Consider the following 19,360-nt stretch of genomic DNA (forward strand, 5'->3'; position numbering starts at 1 on the left):
CCGGCGCGGCGTCCGTTATGCCACCCCGACGGCAGAAGTTTCCGGGCATCGCCCCGCCGTTCCCGGCCGACGAGACGCGCGCCACAGTTGACCTCAACCGGGGGTGAGGTCCGAGGCTGAACGCCATGACCAGCACCACCGCCGTTCCGGCTGATCCACCCGTCGACCTCTGGTCGCCGCGCCTGCGGGCGATGACGGTGGGCAGTGTCGCCCTGGTGTCCCTGCTCGCGTTCGAGGCGCTGGCGGTGGGCACCGCCATGCCGACCGTGGCGCGCAGCCTCGACGGGCTCGGCCTGTACGCGCTGGCGTTCGGCGGTTCCTTCGCCTCCGGCGTGGTGGCGATGGTCGCCTCCGGCATCTGGTGCGACGCGCGCGGGCCGCGCCCGGCCATGTGGCACGGTGTCGTCTGGTTCGTCGCCGGGCTCGTGGTGGCCGGCGCCGCCACGACCATGGAGGTGCTGGTCGTCGGGCGGGTGGTGCAGGGCTTCGGCTCCGGACTGGTCTCGGTGGCGCTCTACGTGGTCGTCGGGCAGGCGTACCCGGAGCAGTTGCGGCGGCGGATCTTCGCCGCGTTCGCCGCGGCCTGGGTGGTGCCGTCGCTGGTCGGACCGGCCCTGGCCGGACTGATCGTGGAACATCTGGGCTGGCGGTGGGTGTTCCTCGCGGTGCCGGCGGTGGCGATCCCGGCGGCGCTGCTGGTCCAGCCGGGGCTGCGGGCGCTGACCGCCACCGTGGCGACCCGCCCGCCGGCGGGTGCCCTGGCCCGGATCGGCTGGGCCTGCGGGGCGGGGGCGAGCGCCGCACTGCTGCACTACGGGGGGCAGCAGCGCGGCGTGCTCGCCGCCGCCCTGATCGCCGGGGCGCTGGCCGGGCTGTTCGTCTGCGTGCCGCACCTGCTGCCGGCCGGGTTCCTGCGCGCGGCGCGGGGACTGCCGACGGTGATCGGCCTGCGCGCGCTGGCGTCGGCGGCGTTCGTGGCCGCCGAGGTGGTGATCCCGCTGATGCTGTCCCGGGAGCGCGGTTTCTCGCCCACCGGTGCCGGCCTGGTGCTGACCGTCGGGGCGCTGTCCTGGTCGGTCGGCTCGTGGATCCAGGGGCGGATCGGCTCACCCCGCTCGGCGGCGACGCTGCCCCGGGCCGGGCTGGCCTGCATCACGATCGGTACGGCGGGCGTGGCGTCGGCGCTGGTGCCCGGACTGCCGGTGCTGCCGGCCGTGCTGAGCTGGTCGGTGGCCGGGCTGGGCATGGGCCTGCTCTATCCGTCGCTGTCGGTGCTCACCCTGGAGCAGTCCGCCCCGGCCGAGCAGGGCCGCAACAGCTCCGCGCTGCAACTGGGCGACTCGCTCGCCGCCGCCACAGTGCTGGCGCTCACCGGCGCGGTCCTGGCCGCCGGTGCGTCCCCCGGCCCGGCCGGCTTCGCGACCACGCTGGCCGTGGCAGCCGCCTGCGGCCTGCTGGGCCTGCTGCTGGCCGGCCGGGTGGTCCTCCGCCCCACCCCCTGACCGCCCCGCCCGCCCCCGCCCCTGCCCCACCCACCCTCTGCCGGTGATCAAGGAGTTCGGGTCGGTTTTCGAGCCTCCGTCCGACACGAACTCCTTGGTCAACAAAGGGAGGGCAGGGCCGAGGTGGCCCTCGGGGGCGCAGGATCGGGGTGAAAGGGGCGGGGGCGGGCGGCTGTCACGATCCGGGTCGGCGTTTCGTCCCATCGGGGAGCCGCGGTGTGGCGGTTGCGCGTGGGCGGGAGGAGTGGGCGATGCGGGTGCTGGTGACCGGGGCGACCGGGCGGCTCGGGCGGGTGGCGGTGCCGCGGCTGCGGGACGAGGGCTTCACGCTCCGGGCGGCCAGCCGCCGGCCGCGTACCGGGGACGGGGTCGAGTGGGTCACCGCCGACCTGGCCACCGGTGCCGGGCTGGCGGAGGCGGTCGCCGGGGTGGACGCGGTGCTGCACCTGGCCTCGTCGCCGCAGCGGCGCACCCACGACATCGACGTGCTCGGCACCCGCCGGCTCGCGGTGGCGGCTGGTCGCGCCGGGGTGCGTCACCTGGTCTTCGTGTCGATCGTCGGCGTCGACCGGGTGCCGTTGGGCTACTACCGGCACAAGCTCGCGGCCGAGCAGGTGGTGGCCGCCGGACCGGTGCCGTGGAGCGTGTTGCGGGCGACCCAGTTCCCGGAGTTCCTGGAAGGGCTGCTCAGCGGCGCGAGCCGCCTCGGCCCGGTGATCGGGGACCGGGCCGTGCTCGCCCAGCCGGTCGACCCCGGTGAGGTGGCGGACCGGCTCGCGGTCCTGCTGCTGGCCGGACCGTCGAACCGGGTGGAGGACTTCGGCGGACCGGAGGTGCTGCGCTACGACGACGCGGCCCGCGCCTGGCTCGCGGCGCGCCGGGTACGCCGTCCGCTGCTGCCGGTCCGGATCCCCGGCCGGCTCGGACGGGAGCTGCGGGCGGGTGGCCTCACCACGACCGCCACGCCGACCGGCGTCCGGATCTGGGCCGACCACCTCGCGGACACGTACGGGGGAACCGCCGGAAGATGAGAAACGGTCGGGTCCGCACCGGCCTACGGTGACCGCATGCTGGTCTTCGTCGCCACAGTGGTTCTGTACGTCTTCGGTTTCGTCTTCCTCTACGGCGTGATCCGGGTCGGCGTCCGGCACGGCATCGAGGACGCCGAGGCGAACCGTCCCGAGGTGCTGCGCCGCCGGCAGCTCACCACGACCGAGAGCCGGGACTTCGCGCAGGAGAACGCGTTCCTCACCAATCCCAACTGAAGGGCGGGGGCGGGGTCCGGCCGGTCGATCCGCCGGGCGGGTGCGAGGATCGCGGCATGATGGGGACGCTGAAGACGGAGCCGGCCCGCACCCGGCTCGACCTGCTGGCTCCGCCGGTCGCCGCGGCCCTGCAGGATTGGCCGGCCGAGGCCCCGGTGGACGTGGACGACGTACTGGTCGCTCCGATCGACGCCGACCTGGCCGACACCGCTGCCTTCTGCGAGGCGTACGGGGTGGGGCTGGAGGAGTCGGCCAACTGCGTGGTGGTCGCCGGCAAGCGCGGCGGCGAGACCCGGTACGCGGCCTGTGTCGTGCTCGCCACCACCCGCGCCGACGTCAACGGTGTGGTCCGCAAGCTGCTCGACGTGCGCAAGGCGAGCTTCGCGCCGATGGCCGAGGCGGTCGAGTCGAGCGGCATGGAGTACGGCGGCATCACGCCGATCGGCCTGCCGGCGGACTGGCCGATCCTCGTCGACTCCCGGGTGATCGCCACGCCGCACGTGATCATCGGTTCGGGCGTACGGCACAGCAAGATCGCCCTGCCCGGGCCGGCGCTCGGCGCGCTGCCCGGGGCGAGGGTGGTGGAGGACCTGGCCAGGCCGGCCTAGGTCCTCATCCGCATCGATCTTGTTCCACGTGAAACATCAGGCTGCCGCTTCGCGCTGCGCCACCTCGCGCAGCGCGGCGAGCAGCGTCTCCGGCTCCTGGGCGCCGGTGACCGCGTACTTTCCGGCCAGCACGAAGGTCGGCACGCTGGAGACGCCGAGCTGGTGGGCGGTGCTCAGGTCGGCGGCGACCTCCCGGCGGCCCAGGTTCGACTCCAGGTACTGCCGCGCCTCGGTCTCGTCCAGCCCGGCCTCGCCGGCCAGCGTGACGAGCGCGTCGATCGAGCCGACGTCGACGCCGTCGTGGAAGTGCGCCCGGTAGAGCCGCTCGACCATCTCGGCGGAGCGCCCGTGCTCGGTGGCGAAACGCACCAGCCGGTGCGCGTCGAACGTGTTCGCGGCCACCGCCCGGTCGAACCGCAGGTCCAGGCCCGCGCCCGCGGCGACGCCCGTCACGTGCGCGGCCATGCCCTCGGCCTTGTCCCGCCCGCCGAACTTGTCGCCGAGCGCCTCCAGCAGCGGCTTCGGCTCGGTGACCGGAGTCGGGTCCAGCTGGAACGGCCGGAACCGGACGTTCACCTCGCCGTCGTACGACTCCAGGGCCTGTTCCAGCCGGCGCTTGCCGATCCAGCACCAGGGGCAGACCACGTCGGCGTAGATCTCGATGTCCATGACCAGCGACAACCCGCGGGTCAGGAGATCTGTTCCCGGACCTGGCGCTTGAGCCGGGCCAGGATGGCGGTGCCGCCGCGTACGCGCAGCGGGCTGATCGCCTGCGCCAGGCCCATCCGCTGGTAGAGGTCGTCCGGTACGGCGAGCACCTCCTCGGCGCTCGCCCCGGCCAGCCCTTCGGCGAGGATGCCGGCGAACGCCCGGGTGGTGGGCGCCTCCGGCGGGCAGTCGAACACAGTGCTCACGGTCTTGTCCGCGTTCACCTCGGCGCGCAGGAAGAACGCGGTCTGGCACTCGGGGACCTGCTCCAGTTCCTCCCGGTTCACACCCTCGGGCAGGGGCGGGATCACGTCCGCGAACTCCAGCAGCATCTCCAGAACGACGTCGCGGGGCGCGGCGGCGAACTCGTCGACGATCTCGGCCAGCTTGGTCGGCATCTCGGGCATGGGTCGAGGCTATCCGCCGCCGCGCGTCGCCACCCGGCGGTGCCGAGCGGGGCCCCGCCGCACGTGCGGAGCCCGCGCTCACACGTTCGGCGCGGCCTCGCTGATGTCGCTGAGCGCCGAGTGGGGGTCGAGCTGCATGGCGAGGTCACCGAGGGAGACGATGCCGACGAGCTTGCGGTCGCTGTCGCACACCAGCACCCGGCGGATGTTGCGCTCGCGCATCAGCGCCGCCGCCTCGTTCGCCGTGCAGTGCTGTTCGATCATCACCACCTCGCGGGTGATGATCGAGCCGATCGTGGTGGTGCCGGGGTCGGCACGCTCGGCCACCGCCCGGACCACGATGTCGCGGTCGGTCAGCATGCCGGCGAGCGTGGCGCCGTCGGTCACCACCACGTCGCCGATGTCCGACTCCTTCATCACCCGGGCCGCCTCGTCCAACGGGGTCTCCGCCGAGAGGTAGACCACCTGCCTGGTCATCACGTCACTGACGCGGAACATGAGAGCCTCCGAACGCTTTGGTCGATCCGTCTGCGGTACCCGGTGGCGCGCTCGCTACACCCCGTCGCGGCGCGTCGCGCCCGCCTCGTCGCGCAGGCGCTCCACGATGGCCTCCACCGGCAGCTCGGTGCGCTCGCCGGTGGCCCGGTCGCGCAGTTCCACGTACCCCTCGGCCAGGCGGCGGCCGACCACGACGGCGCGCGGGATGCCGATCAGCTCGGCGTCGGTGAACTTCACCCCGGCGGACACGTGCGTGCGGTCGTCGACCAGCACCCGCAGGCCGGCGGCGGCGAGGCGCCCGCCGAGGTCGAGCGCCGCGTCGAGCTGCGGCCCCTTCCCGGCGGCGATCAGGTGTACGTCGCACGGCGCGACCGCCGCGGGCCAGACCAGCCCCCGGTCGTCGTGGTGCTGCTCGGCCACTGCGGCGACCGCCCGGGACACGCCGATGCCGTAGCAGCCCATCGTGGGCCGGACCGGCTTGCCCTCGGGGCCGAGGACGTCGACCGCGAACGCGTCGGTGTACCGGCGTCCGAGCTGGAAGATGTGCCCGATCTCGATGCCCCGCCGGATGGTCAGCTCGCCGTCGGCGCAGGCCGGGCAGCTGTCGCCGGGCCGCACCTCGGCGGCCTCGATCGTGCCGTCCGGTACGAAGTCGCGCCCGCACACCACGTCGGTGGCGTGCCGGCCCGGCTCGTTCGCGCCGGTCAGCCAGGAGGTGCCGGGCACCACGCGGGGGTCGACCAGGTAGCGGATGCCGTGCTTGGCCAGGATCTGCGGGCCGATGTAGCCGCGGACCAGCTCCGAATGCGCGTCCCAGTCCTCGAAGACCGCCACCGTGGCCGGGGCGAGCACCGCCTCGACCCGCTTGAGGTCGACCTCGCGGTCACCGGGCAGGCCGATCACCAGCGGTTCGCCCTGTTCGGCGCCGGGCCGTCGGACGGTGAGGACCACGTTCTTCAACGTGTCGGCGGCGGTCCAGCCGGTGCGCCCGCCCAGCTCCCGGGCCTCGGCCAGCTCGACCAGTGCAGCGATGGTCGGCGTCTCCGGGGTGTCGTGCACCTCGGCGGGCGGGTACGCGTCGGGGTCGCCGGCGGCCGGGGCGCGGGTCACCACCGCCTCGGTGTTCGCCGCGTAGTCGCAGGCGGTGCAGCCGACGAACGTGTCCTCGCCGACCGGCGTGGCGGCCAGGAACTCCTCCGAGGCGGACCCACCCATCGCGCCGGACATCGCGTGGACAGTGGTGAAGTCCAGGCCGAGCCGGGTGAAGACGCGCTCGTAGGCGGCCCGGTGCCGGTCGTACGCCGCCTGGAGCCCGGCCTCGTCCAGGTCGAACGAGTAGGCGTCCTTCATCAGGAACTCGCGCCCGCGCAGCAGACCGGCCCGGGGCCGGGCCTCGTCGCGGAACTTGGTCTGGATCTGGAACAGCGTCACCGGGAAGTCCCGGTATGAGGTGAACAGGTCCTTCACCAGCAGCGCGGCCAGCTCCTCGTGGGTCGGCGCGAGCAGGTGCTCGGCGCCCTTGCGGTCGGCGAGCGTGAAGATGTCGTCCCCGTACTCGGTCCACCGCCCGCTGGTCCGGTACGGCTCGGCCGGGAGCAGCGCCGGGAAGTGCACCTCCTGGTCGCCGATTCCGGTCATCTCGTCCCGCACGATCGCGGTGATCCGGTCCAGCACGAGTTTGCCCAGCGGCAGCCAGGTGTAGCCGCCCGGCGCGGCCCGGCGGACGTAACCGGCGCGCAGCAGCAGCCGGTGGCTCGGAACCTCCGCGTCGGCCGGGTCCTCGCGCAGGGTCCGGAGCAGCAGGGTCGACATGCGCAGCAGCATTGGCGCAGCTTATGGCGCGAGCGGACGACCGGGCGATCCCTTTCCGCGCTCGTGTCGGATCGATCGTCGCCAGCTCGGCGAGGTGGCGGCATCCGACTGGTGTCGATACCGCCACCCCGCCGAGCTGGTGCGGACGGTCCAGCAAACGTCGCGGGGGTCGGGTAGGAATGCGGCATGGCTGAGCGACCGCTGATGAAGCTGACGACCACGGTGCTGGACGCGCCGTCCGCAGAGGACCTGGCCGCGTTCTACGAGCGGCTGCTCGGCTGGTCCCGTCGCGAGGACGAGTCCGACTGGGTGGTGCTGGCTCCGCCGGACGGCGGCACCTGGCTGGCCTTCCAGGACGAGCCGGCCTACGTGCGCCCGGTATGGCCCGCCGGGCCCGGCGACCCGCCGATGATGACCCACCTGGACATCAAGGTCGACGACCTGGAGGCCGCCTCGGCGTACGCGGTGTCGGTGGGCGCGACACTGGCCGACTTCCAGCCGCAGGACGACGTCCGGGTGCACCTCGACCCGGCCGGCCACCCGTTCTGCCTCTACCTGTGACGGGTGACCGGCTCCCACGGCCGGCTAGCTGACCTTGGTGCGGTAGATCGCCGTCGCGGCGGCGTAGGCGGCCAGGAGCAGGCCGGCGCACCAGGCGAGCGCGACCCAGACGTCGTTGCCGACGGGTTGCTGAGCGAAGAGCGCGCGGAGGGTGTTCACGATCGATGTCACCGGCTGGTTGTCGGCGAACCAGGCGACCGGGCCGGGCATCGAGTCGGTGGGGACGAACGCCGAGCTGATGAAGGGCAGGAAGATCAGCGGGTAGCTGAAGGCGCTCGCGCCGTCGACGGTCTTGGCGGACAGGCCCGCGATGACGGCGACCCAGGTCAGGGCGAGGGTGAACAGGATCAGGATGCCGGCTGCGGCGAGCCAGCCGACCACCGATGCGCCCGTCCGGAATCCCATGATCAGGGCGACGCCTGTGACGATCACGAGCGAGGCCAGGTTGGCGACGAGCGAGGTCAGGACATGCGCCCAGAGCACTGAGGGCCGCGGGATCGGCATCGACTGGAAGCGCTCGAAGATGCCGCCCTGCATGTCGAGGAACAGGCGGTACGCCGTGTAGGCGATGCCGGACGCGATCGTGATGAGGAGGATGCCCGGCAGCATGTAGTTGATGTACGACTCGCCGGATCCGGTGTTGATGGCTCCACCGAGCACGTACACGAAGAGCAGCATCAGCGCGACGGGGGTGACCGCCGTGGTGATGATGGTGTCCGGGCTGCGGAGGATGTGCCGCAGGGAACGGCCGGTGAGGGTTCCGGTGTCGCTGAGGACGTGGATGGTCATCGGGATTCCTCTCCTGCGGGCACGGCTGCCTTGTCGGCGGCCCTGGCGGTGTGGCCCACGAGGGCGAGGAAGACGTCCTCAAGGGTCGGCTGCTTCTCGACGTACTCGACCTTCGCGGTCGGGAGGAGCCGCTTCAGCTCGGCGAGAGTGCCGTTCTGGATGATCGTTCCCTCGTGCAGGATCGCGATCCGGTCGGCGAGTTGCTCGGCCTCGTCGAGGTACTGGGTGGTGAGCAGGATGGTGGTGCCGTCCTCGGCGAGCTGCCGCACTGTCCGCCAGACCTCGATGCGGGCCTGCGGGTCGAGGCCGGTGGTCGGCTCGTCGAGGAACACGACCGGCGGGTTGCCGACGAGACTCATCGCGATGTCCAGCCGCCGGCGCATGCCGCCCGAGTACGTCCCCGCCCGGCGGTTCCCCGCGTCGGTGAGCGAGAAACGGGCCAGCATGTCGTCGGCGACCGCACCCGGATTCCTCAGGTGGCGGAGCTTCGCGACCAGGACCAGGTTCTCCCGGCCGGTGAGCACTTCGTCGACGGCGGCGAACTGGCCGGTCAGGCTGATCGACTCGCGTACCGCGGCGGGAGCCGAAGCGACGTCGAAGCCGTGGACGGCCGCGGTGCCGGTGTCCGCCTTGAGCAGCGTCGACAGGATCCGCACGAGCGTGGTCTTTCCGGCGCCGTTCGAACCGAGCAGAGCGAAGATGCTCCCGGCCGTCACCTCGAAGTCGACGCCCCGCAGCACGTGCAGGTCCTTGTAGGACTTGGTGATGCCCCGAACCCGGATGGCGGGTTCGCGCGTCGCGGTGGTCATGAGTGTTCCTCCCCGCTGTTGCCGGCGGCGGCGTCGATCGCCTTCCGGAGGCGCTCGCGCTCCTTGTCCATCCACTGCCTCCCGGAGTACGCGGACACGAACGTCTCGGCGAACTCGACCGGGTCGTCACCGACGATCGCGCGGACGGGCGTGTTGTCGGCGACCGCGCGCTCCCAGAGGTCCACGGAGTCGCCGAGCATCGCGACGAGTGTGTTCCCGTCGACGATCCCGCCCTGGTACATGAAGTACCGCTGGAGCGCCTTGGCCGCGCTGCGATGGGGTTCCGGCAGGGCCTCCATGCGGGCCATGTGCCGCTTGTACTGCTTCTTCTGGTCGAGCGATCCGACGAGCGTCTCGATCCACTTCGCGGCCATGCTCATGCTCCTTGGTCGTGCCGGTCGTCGTTGTCACGAAGGTGGTCGATGCGTTCCGCGAGGACGCTCCACGTCCGCCAGAACTCGGCGAGCTGATCCCGCCCCTTTGCGTTGATCGAATACACCTTCCGCGGGGGCCCCTTCTCGGAGGGAACCTTCTCCACGTCCACGAAACCGCGTTGCTCGACGCGGACGAGCAGCGCGTAGATGGTGCCTTCCGCGATGTCCGAGAATCCGCGGTCGCGCAGCCAGGCGGTGATCTCGTAGCCGTACGCGGATCGCCGGGCCAGGATCGCCAGGACGATGCCTTCGAGGGTGCCCTTCAGCATCTCCGTCATCTGGTTGGCCATGTCCTCGTTCCCTCGCTATTGAGCGTCGCTGAGTACCAGTAGAAAGTAACACTAGGTACCGGTAGCTAGCAACGCTTAATACCGGGGATCCCGGAGAACCGCTTCCTCTACGTTCGGCGGATGACCACCACTCCTTCGGCTCGCGCCGTGAGCCAGTACGCGACGACGACGGGCAACCTGACCGCCCGCATGGCGCTGCACTCGTACGGCACCAACCCGCAGGACTGGTTCGCCTGGCTCGGCGAGCGGCTGCCGCTGTCCGGCGACGTGCTGGAGGTGGGCGCCGGCACCGGCGAGCTGTGGCGCCGGGTCGGCCGTCGCGGCCGACTCACCCTCACCGACTTCTCGCCCGCCATGTGCGCGCGGCTGCGCGAGGTGCCCGGCGCGCGGGTGCTGCGCTGCGACGCCACGCACCTGCCGTTCCGCACCGGCGTCGCCGACGCGGTGATCGCCAACAGCATGCTCTACCACCTGGACGATCCGGACGCCGCGCTGCGCGAGTTCGCCCGGGTGCTGCGCCCCGGCGGGCGGCTCGCCGTCGCCGTGAACGGCCGCGACCACATGGCCGAGCTGAACACGCTCGGCGCGGTGATCGGGCGCCCCGACCTGGCTGTCCGGTTCCACGACCGGAACGACGTGACCGCCGAGACGACACCGGCCCGGGTCGCCGCCCACTTCGACGACGTGACGGTCGAGCGCTACCCGGACGAGCTGGTGGTGCCCGCCGCGGAGCCGATCCTCGCGTACGTCGCCAGCATGATCGGGCCGCTGCCCGCCGCGCAGGAGGCGGCCGCCCGCGCCGCGATCGAGGCCCGCATCGACGCCGAGGGCGCCTTCCGGGTACGCAAGCACACAGTGCTGATCAGCTCGACGCGCGGCGCCCGCTGAGCCGGACGAAGGCACGCCAGGCGTCGGGCGTGAAGGTGAGCACCCGCCCCTACCCGCCGGACCACCCGGCCCACCTGCCGATCCGGCCGCTCTGGCTCTGCCGCGCCTGCGGCGGACCGTGGCCCTGCGCGCAGGCCCGCCTGCTGCTCAAGGTCGAGTACGCGGACCACCCCGTCGACCTGGCCGTCTACCTGTCCGGGCTCTACCACGAGGCCACCCACGACCTGTTCCGCCTCAACCCGCAGGACGGGCCGACCCCGCGCGAGCTGTTCGAGCGGTTCGTCGGCTGGGGCCCGTACCGGCGCAGCATCACCGATACGATGCCCGCGACATGACAGCGCCCGGGGACTTCGACCTGACGACGGACGAGCTGCGCGAGGTGGCGCGGTACGCGGTCCGGCACGCGGAGGACGTGCTCCCGGTCTACGAGCGGGCGGTTCCCGGTGACCCGCGTCCCCGCGCGGCTGTCGACGCGGCCTGGACGTTCGCGCGCGGCGCCGCCCGGACGAGACTCCAGCGGGTCACGTCCCTCGACGCGCACCGGGCCGCCCGGTCCGCGCCCACCGAGGCCGCGCGCCTGGCCGCCCGGGCCGCGGGTGACGCCGCCGCGGCCGCGTACCTGCACCCCATCGCGAAGGCCACCCAGGTCGGTCACATCCTGCGGGCGGCCGCCAACGCCGCGCGCGTCGCCGAACTGGAGGCCGGCGGCGACGAGGCCGTCGGGGATTCGCAGGTGGACCGGTCCCGACGGCTCGCCACGCCGGTGCTCGTCGACGTGCTCCGCCGCTATCCGCCGCTGACCGGCGGCGGCAGCCGGGTCGCCCGGCTGATGAGCACTCTGGACCACGACCTGCGCCAGGGCACCGCCGGGCCGGAGGCCGCGTCGTGATCCTGCCGAAGGTCCGCGATCCCCGGTTCACGACGATCCGCCGGGGCGGCACTCTCACCGACGAGCACCACCACCTGCTGGCGCTCTGGGCCGCCATCTGCGCCGAGCACGTCCTCGGCCTGTTCGAGGCGGTCCGGCCGGAGGACAGCCGCCCACGCGAGGCGATCGAGCACGCCCGGGCCTGGGTGCGGGGCGAGGTCAGGATGATGGAGGCGCGTGCGGCGGGCGGTCACGCCATGGGTGCGGCCCGGGACCTGCGCGGGGCGGCACGCAACGCCGCGTACGCCGCCGGTCAGGCCGCCGTCGTGGCCCACGTGGCCGCCCACGAACTCGGTGCCGCCGCGTACGCGATCAAGGCGGTACGCGCGGCGGCACCCGCCGGTCTTGGCGAGGCGGCCGGGCGCGACGAGTGCCGGTGGCAGCGCGACCAGCTCCCGGCGGAGATCCGCGACCTGGTCCTGGACGACCAGCGCCTGCGCAACGACATCTGCTGGTCGGTCTTCGACTGCTGACGCCCGGCCGAGGGCTGTCGAGAAAGAGTCACCGGCGGCGGCAACCATGGCGTGCACAGGTGGCGTCTCGGAAGGCGTCACGCTGATGTACCACCTGACCCCAAGGACCGGCTCGTGTGGACCCTCTCCTGAATGAGTTCGACCTGTTCGTCCGAACTCGTACCCCCGCGTTACTGCGATCCGCCTACCTGCTGACCGGCGACCAGCACCTGGCCGAGGATCTCGTCCAGTCCGCCCTCGCCCGTACCCACCGTGCCTGGAACCGGTTGCACGAGACCGGCAACGCGGAGGCGTACACCCGGAAGACCATGTACCACCTGCAGGTCTCCTGGTGGCGGCGCCGCCGGGTGGCCGAGTCGATGCCGGGCGACATGCCCGAGCCGCGCGGAGGCGACTCGGCCCCCGACCACGCCCAGCAGACCACGCTCCGGCTGGCTCTCCGGGCCGCGCTGGCCCGGCTGTCCGCCAAGCAACGGGCCGTGCTGGTCCTGCGGTTCTTCGAGGACCGCACCGAATCCGAGGCCGCCGACCTGCTCGGCGTGACCGTCGGCACCGTCAAGAGCCAGACCTCCAAGGCGCTGGCGAAGCTGCGCAGCGTGGCCCCGGAGCTCGCCGAGCTGTACGTCACGGAAGGAACCGCCCGATGAACCAGGACCGACTGCGTCTCGACCTGTCCGACCTGGCCGAGGAGGTCACCCCGGTCGACCTGCGGGACCGGGCGCTGCGTACCTCGCGGCGGCTCGGCATCCAGCGGGCCGTCGCCACCTCCGCCGCCGCGCTCGTGGTGCTGGCCGCCGCGACCGGGACCGCGCTGGCGATCCGGCCGAACAGCCAGGCGCCCGCACCGGCCGGCCCGTCGGTCACAGTCACCGCCCCGCCGGTCGAGCCGTCCCGTACGCCCTCCCCCGACGCGAGCACCGCCACCGGCCAGTCGCAGTCGGCGCTCGCCGGTACCCGCTACTACCTGGAGCAGACGTCCACCCGATCGCGGATCCACGAGGTCCGCGGGACGCGGGACCGGGTGGTCCACGAGGTCGTCCACGAGGCCGCCTCTCGTTGCGAGTCCAACACCGTCAGCGTCTCGCCGGACGGCAAGCGGGTGGTCTGGGTGCAGGACAGCACCGACAACGCGAGCGGGGTGCTGCTGATCGCCACCGTCGGAGACAAGGGGGCGACGACCCTCGCGGAGGGGATCAGTTGTTTCGGCGCCCGGCCGATGCGGTGGAAGGGCGACGACCAGCTGATGGTGCAGCGGAAGAACGGCCAGTCCGTGCTCTACGACGTGGTGGCCAACAAGCAGGTCGTCGGCGACCCGGGCCAGGAGACCAAACGCTGCTGGTCCGCCGACGGCACCTGGCTGGCCGCCGAGTCGGACGGCAAACCCTACGTCTCGGACACCACCGACCTGCGGCAGTACACCTACACCCCTCCCCAGCAGGAGGCCGCGAAGTGGGACGGCTGGGAGGCCCGCAGCGTGTCCACCGACGGCCGCTACGTGGCAGTGGGCTGGATCGGCACCGACCCGTCCCGCCGGGACGGCAGCTTCGCGGTCGTCGACACCAGGACCAGCAAGGTGGTCGACCTGCCCGGCACGGGCGAGGTGCGGAGCATCCTGTTCAGCGCCGACGGCACGGTGCTGCTGCGGCGCGGCACCGGCATCACGGTCCTCGACCGTGAGTTCAAGCCACTCGGCACGGTGACCGAGCCGGCACCGACCCGGAACCGGGCACTGCTGGCGTACGTGCCCTGAGCCGCCTCAGACAACCCCTACAGGCCCCTGGCGCTTCGTGCGCCGGGGGCCTGTCCGCGTCCGCCGACCCGGGGCCGAAGTTCTTTCGATCAGGCGGCAACCATGCAGATCGAAACCGACGTCTGGGAGTGCATCAGAGACGCGCACCAACCAACCCCCGAGGATCGAATCGTGAACGTCATCGTCACCAGCGCCCGCGGACTACGTACGGTCGCCGCCCTCGCCGCCGCCGCGTTCGTCGCCGTGGGCGTGAGCGCCTGCGGCGACGGCGGGTCCACGCCGTCCGCCCCCGCAGCCGGGCAGTCGTCCGCCGCCGCACCGTCGTCCGCCGCCCCGAGCCCGTCGGACGCCTCCTCCGCCGCACTGCCCGGCACCCGGTACTACCTGTCGTTCGGCGAGCAGGCCGCGGAGGTGCACGTCGTCAAGGGCGGCACCGACCGGGTGAGCGCCAGCGTCCCGTACGGCGGCGGCGACTGCGTCCGGAACACCATCACCATCTCGCCGTACGGCGAGCGGCTGGCCTGGGTGGAGGGAGCGGCCGGAGCGGAGGCCGGCAAGCTCGTGACCACCCGGATCGACGGCAGCGACCGGGCCACCATCGCGGCGGAGCCGCCCTTCTCCGGCAAGGCGCCCTGCGACGGCGGCGACCCGCTCGTGTGGAACACCAACGACCGGGTGCTGGTGCAGCAGGACGGCCACATGGCGCTCATCGACCTGAGCAGCCGCAAGCCCGCCGACGGCGACGCCGGCAACGAGACTCTGAAGTGGTGGACGCCGGACGGCCGCAACTGGGCCGCCGTCTCCGAGGGGCGGCCGTACGCGACGACCGACCCGAAGGTGACGTTCTACCGCTACACGCCGCCGGCGGCCCAGGCGGCCCGCTACGACGGCTGGCGGGTCCGCAGCGTCTCGGCGGACGGCCGGTACGTGGCCGTCGGCTGGATCAACAAGGACGAGACCCGCAACGACGGGAGCTTCGCGGTGGTCGACACCAGGACCAGCAAGGTGGTCGACCTGCCCGGCGCGGGCGAGGTACGGAGCATCCTGTTCAGCACCGACGGCACGGTGCTGGTCCGGCGCGACAACGGCATCAGCGTTCTGGACAAGCGTTTCCAGCCGGTCGGGACGGTGACCGAGCCGGCCGTGCTGAGCGGGGCGTCGCTGCTGGCTTACGTGCCTGCCTGACGAAAGGCGACGCGGGGCGGGTCACCGACGGGTGGCCCGCTCCGCGTCGTTCAGCGCAGCACGGTGATCGCCGCATCCGCTGTGACGTGCTTCCACGGCACCAGCACCACTGTGCCGTCGCGCTCCAGCACCTTCGCGTCGCTGCCCTCGGTGCCGGCCGACAGCGGCGCCTCGGCCACGACGCTCACCTCGCCGGTGGCCGGGTCGATCCGGACCAGCCGCGGGGCGAGGTCCCGCCGGTCGCCCACCTCCCACGCCAGCACGCCCTGCTCGTCGAGGCGGACGAGTTCCACCTCGCTGTCGGTGTGCCCGGACGACACCCAGCGCCGCTTCCCGGTGGCCAGGTCGATCGCCACCACCTGGTTGGCCTGGCGCATCTTGCCGCCCACCGGAGAGGCTTCGGTGGGCAGGTAGAGCGTGTCCGCGTCGGCCAGGTACGGCCGGATCCCCGGCCCGCTCACCGTGTTGGAGCGGTTGACCGGCAGGTCGCTGAACCGCGTACCGTCGACGGGGTTGCCGAACGTGGCCCGCGCCTTGCCGGCGGCGTCGCGCGCGACGAACGTCTCGGTGCTCAGACCGGGCAGGCTGACCAGCGGGTCGACGCTCAGCACCCCGTCGCTCTGCTGCGCGGCAGGCAGTTGCTGCTGCCAGCGCGCCTTGCCGGTGGCCGGGTCCAGACCGAGCAGCGCGCCCCGGTCGCCGTCGCAGCGCGCGGTCACAACGGCCTGGTCCCCGGCGGCCTGCGCGTCGGTCAGGCGGCAGTCGCGGCCCGGCAGCAGCCGGTCGGTGTTGGTCTGCCACAGCCGCTTGCCGTCGGCCAGCGAGTAGCCGAGGACGTTCTCGCCGCTGCGGACGACCACCTGCCCGGCGGTCACCGACAGGTCCGGGGCGGCGATCTCGGACCGGCCCGTCCGGCGTTCGACGGGGAACGTCGCCCGCCACGTCTGCGTGCCGGCGGCAGCGTCGAAGCCGACGAGCGTGTCGCACGAGTCGGCGGAACCGAGCGCCACCACACCCCGCCCCTCGGCGAGCGTCTGCGCGGCCGCGCACAGCGAGGTCGCCTGGGGCGCGGGCACGCCCCACGCCTGGGCGCCGTCGTCGAGCCGGTAGGCGATGACGCCGTCCGGCTGGGCCCGGACCACCGCGTCGCCGACCAGCCAGGCGCCGAACATGTCCTGCCCGTCGTACGTCTTCAGCCCGTTGCGCTGTCGCTCCGGGAAGTCGAGCACCCAGGCGGTACGCAGCTTCCTCCCGTCGTCGTCATCGCCGCCGACCAGCCGGGACACGCCGTAGGCGGTGCCGGCCGCGACCGCGAGCACGGCCACCAGGCCACCGGCGACGAGCAACGCCACGCGTCCGCGCCGCTTCGGCGCCGCCGGCGGCGCACCGGCCGGACCCGGCCATCCCGCCGGCGGGTACGCGGGCGGCGGCTGCTGGTGCTGGTACGTCATTCGTCGTCTCCGTTCCCGGTCAGCGCGCCTGCGCGCGGACGTAGGCGGCCCAGCCGGCCTGGAACTCGTCGAGCGACACGCCCAGCACGTCCCGGGCGGCGCGGTCGGTCGGGGTGCCGCCGTAGACGGCCTCGACGAAGCGGAACAGCTTCACCTCGCCGTGCTTCTCGGCGAGGTGGTTCATCGCGGCGTGCCCGAGCCAGTAGTGGAAGCTCAGCCGGTCGGGGTCGTCCCACTCGCCGTTGCCGGGCAGCGTGCCGTTCCACCCGCCGCGGACCAGCTGCCGGGCCTGCGCGGTGCGCTCGCTGGCACCGAGCGGGCGGCCGTGGAACGCGATGTACTCGGCGAAGCCCTCGACCACCCACTCGTCGAGCTTGCTGAACGCGTCCACAGCGGTCAGGTCGGTGCGGGGCGTCATCAGGGAGTGCGCCACCTCGTGCCGCAACACCATGCGGGCGTCGTTGTCGCCGCTGGTACGGCTGAAGTAACGGTCGCGGGTGTCCACCACGATGCGGGTGCCGCCGATCGTGGCCTTGCCGTCCTTGCGCTCGGCCGCGACCAGGCCCAGCGAGAAGCCCGCCTCGGTGGCCTTCTCGGTGCCGATCCGGTAGAGCGAGGTCATCTCGTCCTTGCCGTCGGCGAGCGTGATGACGAAGCCGCTCGGCACCGGGCCGGGCGGCCCGCTGGCCCGCCACACGGCCAGGCCGTTCGTGACCGCCACATCGGCGGCCGGGGCGTACCGCTTCGCCACGCCGGCCCGGGCGGCGTCGGCGATGAGCAGGGCGTGCGGGGTCCGCTCGACGTGGATCTCCCGCCACTTGTCCCACGGACCGGGGTAGTGGACGGTCTTCGAGCCACCGTTCCCGGCGGCCGGAGCGCCGGTCACAGCGGTGACCCGGATCGGCGCGTCCTTGCCGGTGCGGACGATCGTCCAGCGGTACCACTCGGTGACCGGGGCCAGGTCGAAGCCGTCGAGCTGGTGCACGAACGAGACGTCGAGCTGGAACGTGACGCCCTGCCCGAAGGCGTCGCCGGCGCGGCCCTGCCGCTCGATGGTCTCGTAGCGGGCCACCGACAGCGGCAGCTTCCCCAGGTTGCGGAACAGCTGGGTCTGCCCGGCGATCAGCTCCTTACGGGCCGGGTCGAACGCGGCCAGGTAGCCGTCCAGGTCCTTCGCCGCCAGCGCCTTGCTGTGCCGGTCGAGCAGGGCGGTCAGCTCGGCGTTCGTGACGGTGACGCCGTTCGCGCCGGCTGCCGCCTTCGGCGCCGGGCCCTCCTCGTCGTCGCCGCGCAGGCCCAGCCCGACGCCGACCGCCGTGCCGGCGCAGAGCGCAAGCGCGAGCGCACCCGCCGCGAGCCCGATCCAGAGCCCTCGGCGGGACTTCGGCGTCGCAGGCGGCGGCCCCCACGGTCCCGGCTGCGCGGGCGGCGGTGCTGCGGCGTACCGGGGGTCGGCGTTGCCGGGCGGTGGCCAGCCCGCCGGTGGGTGCCCCTGCGTCATGTGGTTCCTCGCTCGTGCCGTGTGCGGGACCGGCCGGACGGTTTCGCCCGGCCGGATGACGGCAGACATCATCCCCGGTCCGGACGACGGATTCTGCCCCGCCGGACGTGTCGGACGGATTTGTCCCCTCGGGTGGCTGTCGTGAACAGGACGTCGAGACATCCGCCACGTCCGGCGTCCAGGGTCAGCGGGACCGGTCCGCGCGGTGACAGACTGTGCGACGCACTTCTGCCGGGACGTCTGAGGGAGGCGCCGTGCGCTGGCGCAGCTACGTGGCGGTGGGCGACAGCTTCACCGAGGGCATGGACGACGCGTATCCGGACGGCAGCTACCGGGGCTGGGCCGATCTGGTCGCCACCCGCCTCGCCGCCGAGGCCGGGCCCGACTTCGGGTACGCCAACCTGGCCATCCGCGGCCGGCTGTTCCCCAACGTGGTGGCCGAGCAGGTGCCGTCCGCGCTGGCCATGAAGCCCGACCTGATCAGCTTCGCGGCCGGCGGCAACGACGTGCTGCGCCGCAGCTTCGACCCGGACTCGTTCGTCCCCCGCTTCGACTCGGTCGTGCAGCGGCTGCGGTCCGGCGGCAGCGACGTGGTGCTGTTCCGGTTCGCCGACGTGATGGCCCGGCTGCCCGGCCAGCGGCTGGTGGCCCCCCGGGTCGCGCTGCTCAACCGTGCGGTCGGCGAGGTGGCCGAGCGGCACGGCGCGATCCTGGTCGACCTGTACGCCGACGACACCTACCTCAACCCGCTGCTCTGGAGCACCGACCGGCTGCACCTGTCGGCCGCCGGCCACCGCCGGGTCGCGGCCCAGGTGCTCACCGCGCTCGGCATCGGCTGCGAGGAGGAGTGGCTGATGGTGCCGCCGCATCCGGCGCCCAGCCCGTGGCTCGCCGCGCGCGCCGCCGACCTGCGCTGGGCCGGCCGGCACCTGGCGCCGTGGATCAAGCGCCGGCTGACCGGGCGGTCCTCCGGCGACTTCGTCACCGCCAAGCGGCCGGTGCTCGGGCCGGTCGAGCGCGACTGAGCGTGCGAACCGTCCACGCCGCCGACCTGCTGCGGCTGACACCCGACGATCCACCCCGCACCGGGCTGGCGGTCGTGGTCGCCGGTGACCGGGTCGAGGCGATAGTGCCCACGGCCGAGCTGTCCGGCGCGTACCCGGGGGTGCGGGTGCGGCGGTGGGCCGGCACGCTCGGGCCGGCGCTCGTGCACGACGGCCCGCTGCCGCCGGCGCCCACGCCCCGCGAGCGGGTGCACGCGCTGTTCCGGCTCGGCGTGGCCGCCGTGCTCGACGAACACGTCACCGACCCGGCGCTGCGTTCCGCCGCGGCGCGCAACGAGGTGGCGGTGCTGCCCACGGTCCGGCCGCCCGCGCTGGTGACCGGCGGGCGCGCCGACCTCGCCGTGTTCGACGCGGACGGTTCCTGCCTGGCGACAGTGGTCGCCGGCCGCCTGGTGCACCGCCGCGCCTGACCGGCACCGCACCGCGCTGATCCGGCG

The 19,360-nt window shown here is 73.1% G+C and carries 24 protein-coding genes; 14 read left to right on the forward strand and 10 right to left on the reverse strand.

Features of this window, described 5'->3' with window-relative positions; all coding sequences use genetic code 11:
* Positions 1-125 precede the first annotated feature (125 nt).
* The 4 genes from FB454_RS15810 to FB454_RS15825 all read left to right on the forward strand — a co-directional run bounded on the left by FB454_RS15810 (position 126) and on the right by FB454_RS15825 (position 3,375).
* Positions 126-1,502, forward strand: a complete 1,377-nt coding sequence (locus FB454_RS15810) for an MFS transporter (RefSeq protein ID WP_030269581.1) — start codon at positions 126-128, stop codon at positions 1,500-1,502.
* 218 nt (positions 1,503-1,720) lie between these two features.
* On the forward strand, positions 1,721-2,533 hold the full coding sequence (locus FB454_RS15815; protein WP_486481543.1) for an SDR family oxidoreductase: 813 nt from the start codon (positions 1,721-1,723) through the stop codon (positions 2,531-2,533).
* Between the two features lie 36 nt (positions 2,534-2,569).
* A complete protein-coding gene (locus FB454_RS15820) occupies positions 2,570-2,767 on the forward strand; it encodes a hypothetical protein (protein WP_013283252.1) in 198 nt (65 codons plus the stop codon).
* A 59-nt stretch (positions 2,768-2,826) separates the two neighbouring features.
* Positions 2,827-3,375 (forward strand): YbaK/EbsC family protein, encoded by a 549-nt coding sequence (locus tag FB454_RS15825; protein ID WP_013473323.1) that lies wholly within the window; start codon positions 2,827-2,829, stop codon positions 3,373-3,375.
* Positions 3,376-3,411: 36 nt separating this feature from the next.
* Here FB454_RS15825 and FB454_RS15830 read toward each other — a convergent pair whose 3' ends face one another.
* The 4 genes from FB454_RS15830 to FB454_RS15845 all read right to left on the reverse strand — a co-directional run bounded on the left by FB454_RS15830 (position 3,412) and on the right by FB454_RS15845 (position 6,812).
* Positions 3,412-4,044, reverse strand: coding sequence for a DsbA family oxidoreductase (locus FB454_RS15830; protein ID WP_013283254.1), 633 nt, complete (start codon positions 4,042-4,044; stop codon positions 3,412-3,414).
* A 20-nt stretch (positions 4,045-4,064) separates the two neighbouring features.
* Positions 4,065-4,490 (reverse strand): SufE family protein, encoded by a 426-nt coding sequence (locus FB454_RS15835; RefSeq protein WP_013283255.1) that lies wholly within the window; start codon positions 4,488-4,490, stop codon positions 4,065-4,067.
* Between the two features lie 78 nt (positions 4,491-4,568).
* Positions 4,569-4,988 (reverse strand): CBS domain-containing protein, encoded by a 420-nt coding sequence (locus tag FB454_RS15840; RefSeq protein WP_013283256.1) that lies wholly within the window; start codon positions 4,986-4,988, stop codon positions 4,569-4,571.
* 54 nt (positions 4,989-5,042) lie between these two features.
* Positions 5,043-6,812, reverse strand: a complete 1,770-nt coding sequence (locus FB454_RS15845) for a proline--tRNA ligase (protein WP_145754140.1) — start codon at positions 6,810-6,812, stop codon at positions 5,043-5,045.
* A gap of 174 nt (positions 6,813-6,986) precedes the next feature.
* Here FB454_RS15845 and FB454_RS15850 point away from each other — a divergent pair, with 174 nt between their 5' ends.
* A complete protein-coding gene (locus FB454_RS15850; protein ID WP_013283258.1) occupies positions 6,987-7,361 on the forward strand; it encodes a VOC family protein in 375 nt (124 codons plus the stop codon).
* 24 nt (positions 7,362-7,385) lie between these two features.
* Here the strand turns inward: FB454_RS15850 and FB454_RS15855 are convergent, their stop codons facing one another.
* From FB454_RS15855 to FB454_RS15870, 4 genes are read right to left on the reverse strand one after another with little or no spacing between them, the layout of a single operon-like run.
* Positions 7,386-8,150: an ABC transporter permease gene (locus FB454_RS15855; protein ID WP_145754138.1), complete on the reverse strand. Its 765-nt coding sequence runs from the start codon at positions 8,148-8,150 to the stop codon at positions 7,386-7,388.
* Positions 8,147-8,959, reverse strand: coding sequence for an ATP-binding cassette domain-containing protein (locus FB454_RS15860; protein ID WP_145754135.1), 813 nt, complete (start codon positions 8,957-8,959; stop codon positions 8,147-8,149). Before FB454_RS15860 ends, FB454_RS15855 begins: the two co-directional genes overlap by 4 nt.
* A complete protein-coding gene (locus tag FB454_RS15865) occupies positions 8,956-9,333 on the reverse strand; it encodes a DUF1048 domain-containing protein (RefSeq protein ID WP_013283261.1) in 378 nt (125 codons plus the stop codon). Before FB454_RS15865 ends, FB454_RS15860 begins: the two co-directional genes overlap by 4 nt.
* A 2-nt stretch (positions 9,334-9,335) precedes the next feature.
* A complete protein-coding gene (locus tag FB454_RS15870; RefSeq protein WP_145754133.1) occupies positions 9,336-9,683 on the reverse strand; it encodes a PadR family transcriptional regulator in 348 nt (115 codons plus the stop codon).
* A 120-nt stretch (positions 9,684-9,803) separates the two neighbouring features.
* Between FB454_RS15870 and FB454_RS15875 the strand changes: the two genes are divergently transcribed.
* The 7 genes from FB454_RS15875 (at position 9,804) to FB454_RS15910 (ending at position 14,907) form a co-directional block, all read left to right on the forward strand.
* A complete protein-coding gene (locus FB454_RS15875; protein WP_030269597.1) occupies positions 9,804-10,571 on the forward strand; it encodes a class I SAM-dependent methyltransferase in 768 nt (255 codons plus the stop codon).
* 29 nt (positions 10,572-10,600) lie between these two features.
* Entirely contained in the window at positions 10,601-10,906 is a 306-nt protein-coding gene (locus FB454_RS15885) for a hypothetical protein (protein ID WP_036310341.1), read from the forward strand.
* The gene (locus FB454_RS15890) at positions 10,903-11,460 is read left to right on the forward strand and encodes a putative immunity protein (protein WP_030269600.1); all 558 of its coding nucleotides are present in this window, start codon (positions 10,903-10,905) and stop codon (positions 11,458-11,460) included. Before FB454_RS15885 ends, FB454_RS15890 begins: the two co-directional genes overlap by 4 nt.
* Positions 11,457-11,972, forward strand: coding sequence for a putative immunity protein (locus FB454_RS15895; protein ID WP_030269603.1), 516 nt, complete (start codon positions 11,457-11,459; stop codon positions 11,970-11,972). The genes FB454_RS15890 and FB454_RS15895 overlap by 4 nt, the downstream gene beginning before the upstream one ends.
* Before the next feature lie 116 nt (positions 11,973-12,088).
* Positions 12,089-12,619 (forward strand): SigE family RNA polymerase sigma factor, encoded by a 531-nt coding sequence (locus FB454_RS15900; protein ID WP_030269604.1) that lies wholly within the window; start codon positions 12,089-12,091, stop codon positions 12,617-12,619.
* Positions 12,616-13,722, forward strand: coding sequence for a TolB-like translocation protein (locus tag FB454_RS15905; RefSeq protein WP_114919189.1), 1,107 nt, complete (start codon positions 12,616-12,618; stop codon positions 13,720-13,722). Before FB454_RS15900 ends, FB454_RS15905 begins: the two co-directional genes overlap by 4 nt.
* 171 nt (positions 13,723-13,893) lie before the next feature.
* On the forward strand, positions 13,894-14,907 hold the full coding sequence (locus FB454_RS15910) for a hypothetical protein (RefSeq protein ID WP_486485425.1): 1,014 nt from the start codon (positions 13,894-13,896) through the stop codon (positions 14,905-14,907).
* 50 nt (positions 14,908-14,957) lie between these two features.
* On the opposite strand, the gene FB454_RS15915 is transcribed toward FB454_RS15910, so the two are convergent.
* Together FB454_RS15915 and FB454_RS15920 are read right to left on the reverse strand one after the other, a co-directional pair.
* Complete coding sequence (locus tag FB454_RS15915) at positions 14,958-16,358, reverse strand: outer membrane protein assembly factor BamB family protein (protein ID WP_145823133.1); 1,401 nt, start codon at positions 16,356-16,358, stop codon at positions 14,958-14,960.
* Positions 16,359-16,377: 19 nt separating this feature from the next.
* Complete coding sequence (locus FB454_RS15920; protein ID WP_071097298.1) at positions 16,378-17,859, reverse strand: hypothetical protein; 1,482 nt, start codon at positions 17,857-17,859, stop codon at positions 16,378-16,380.
* A gap of 254 nt (positions 17,860-18,113) precedes the next feature.
* Here FB454_RS15920 and FB454_RS15925 point away from each other — a divergent pair, with 254 nt between their 5' ends.
* Positions 18,114-18,884 carry an SGNH/GDSL hydrolase family protein gene (locus tag FB454_RS15925; RefSeq protein WP_013473339.1) on the forward strand — a complete coding sequence of 257 codons (771 nt, stop codon included), beginning with the start codon at positions 18,114-18,116 and terminating at the stop codon, positions 18,882-18,884.
* 2 nt (positions 18,885-18,886) lie between these two features.
* Positions 18,887-19,333, forward strand: a complete 447-nt coding sequence (locus FB454_RS15930) for a hypothetical protein (protein ID WP_013473340.1) — start codon at positions 18,887-18,889, stop codon at positions 19,331-19,333.
* Positions 19,334-19,360: the final 27 nt, after the last annotated feature.

This window comes from Micromonospora sp. CNZ297, assembly GCF_007827625.1.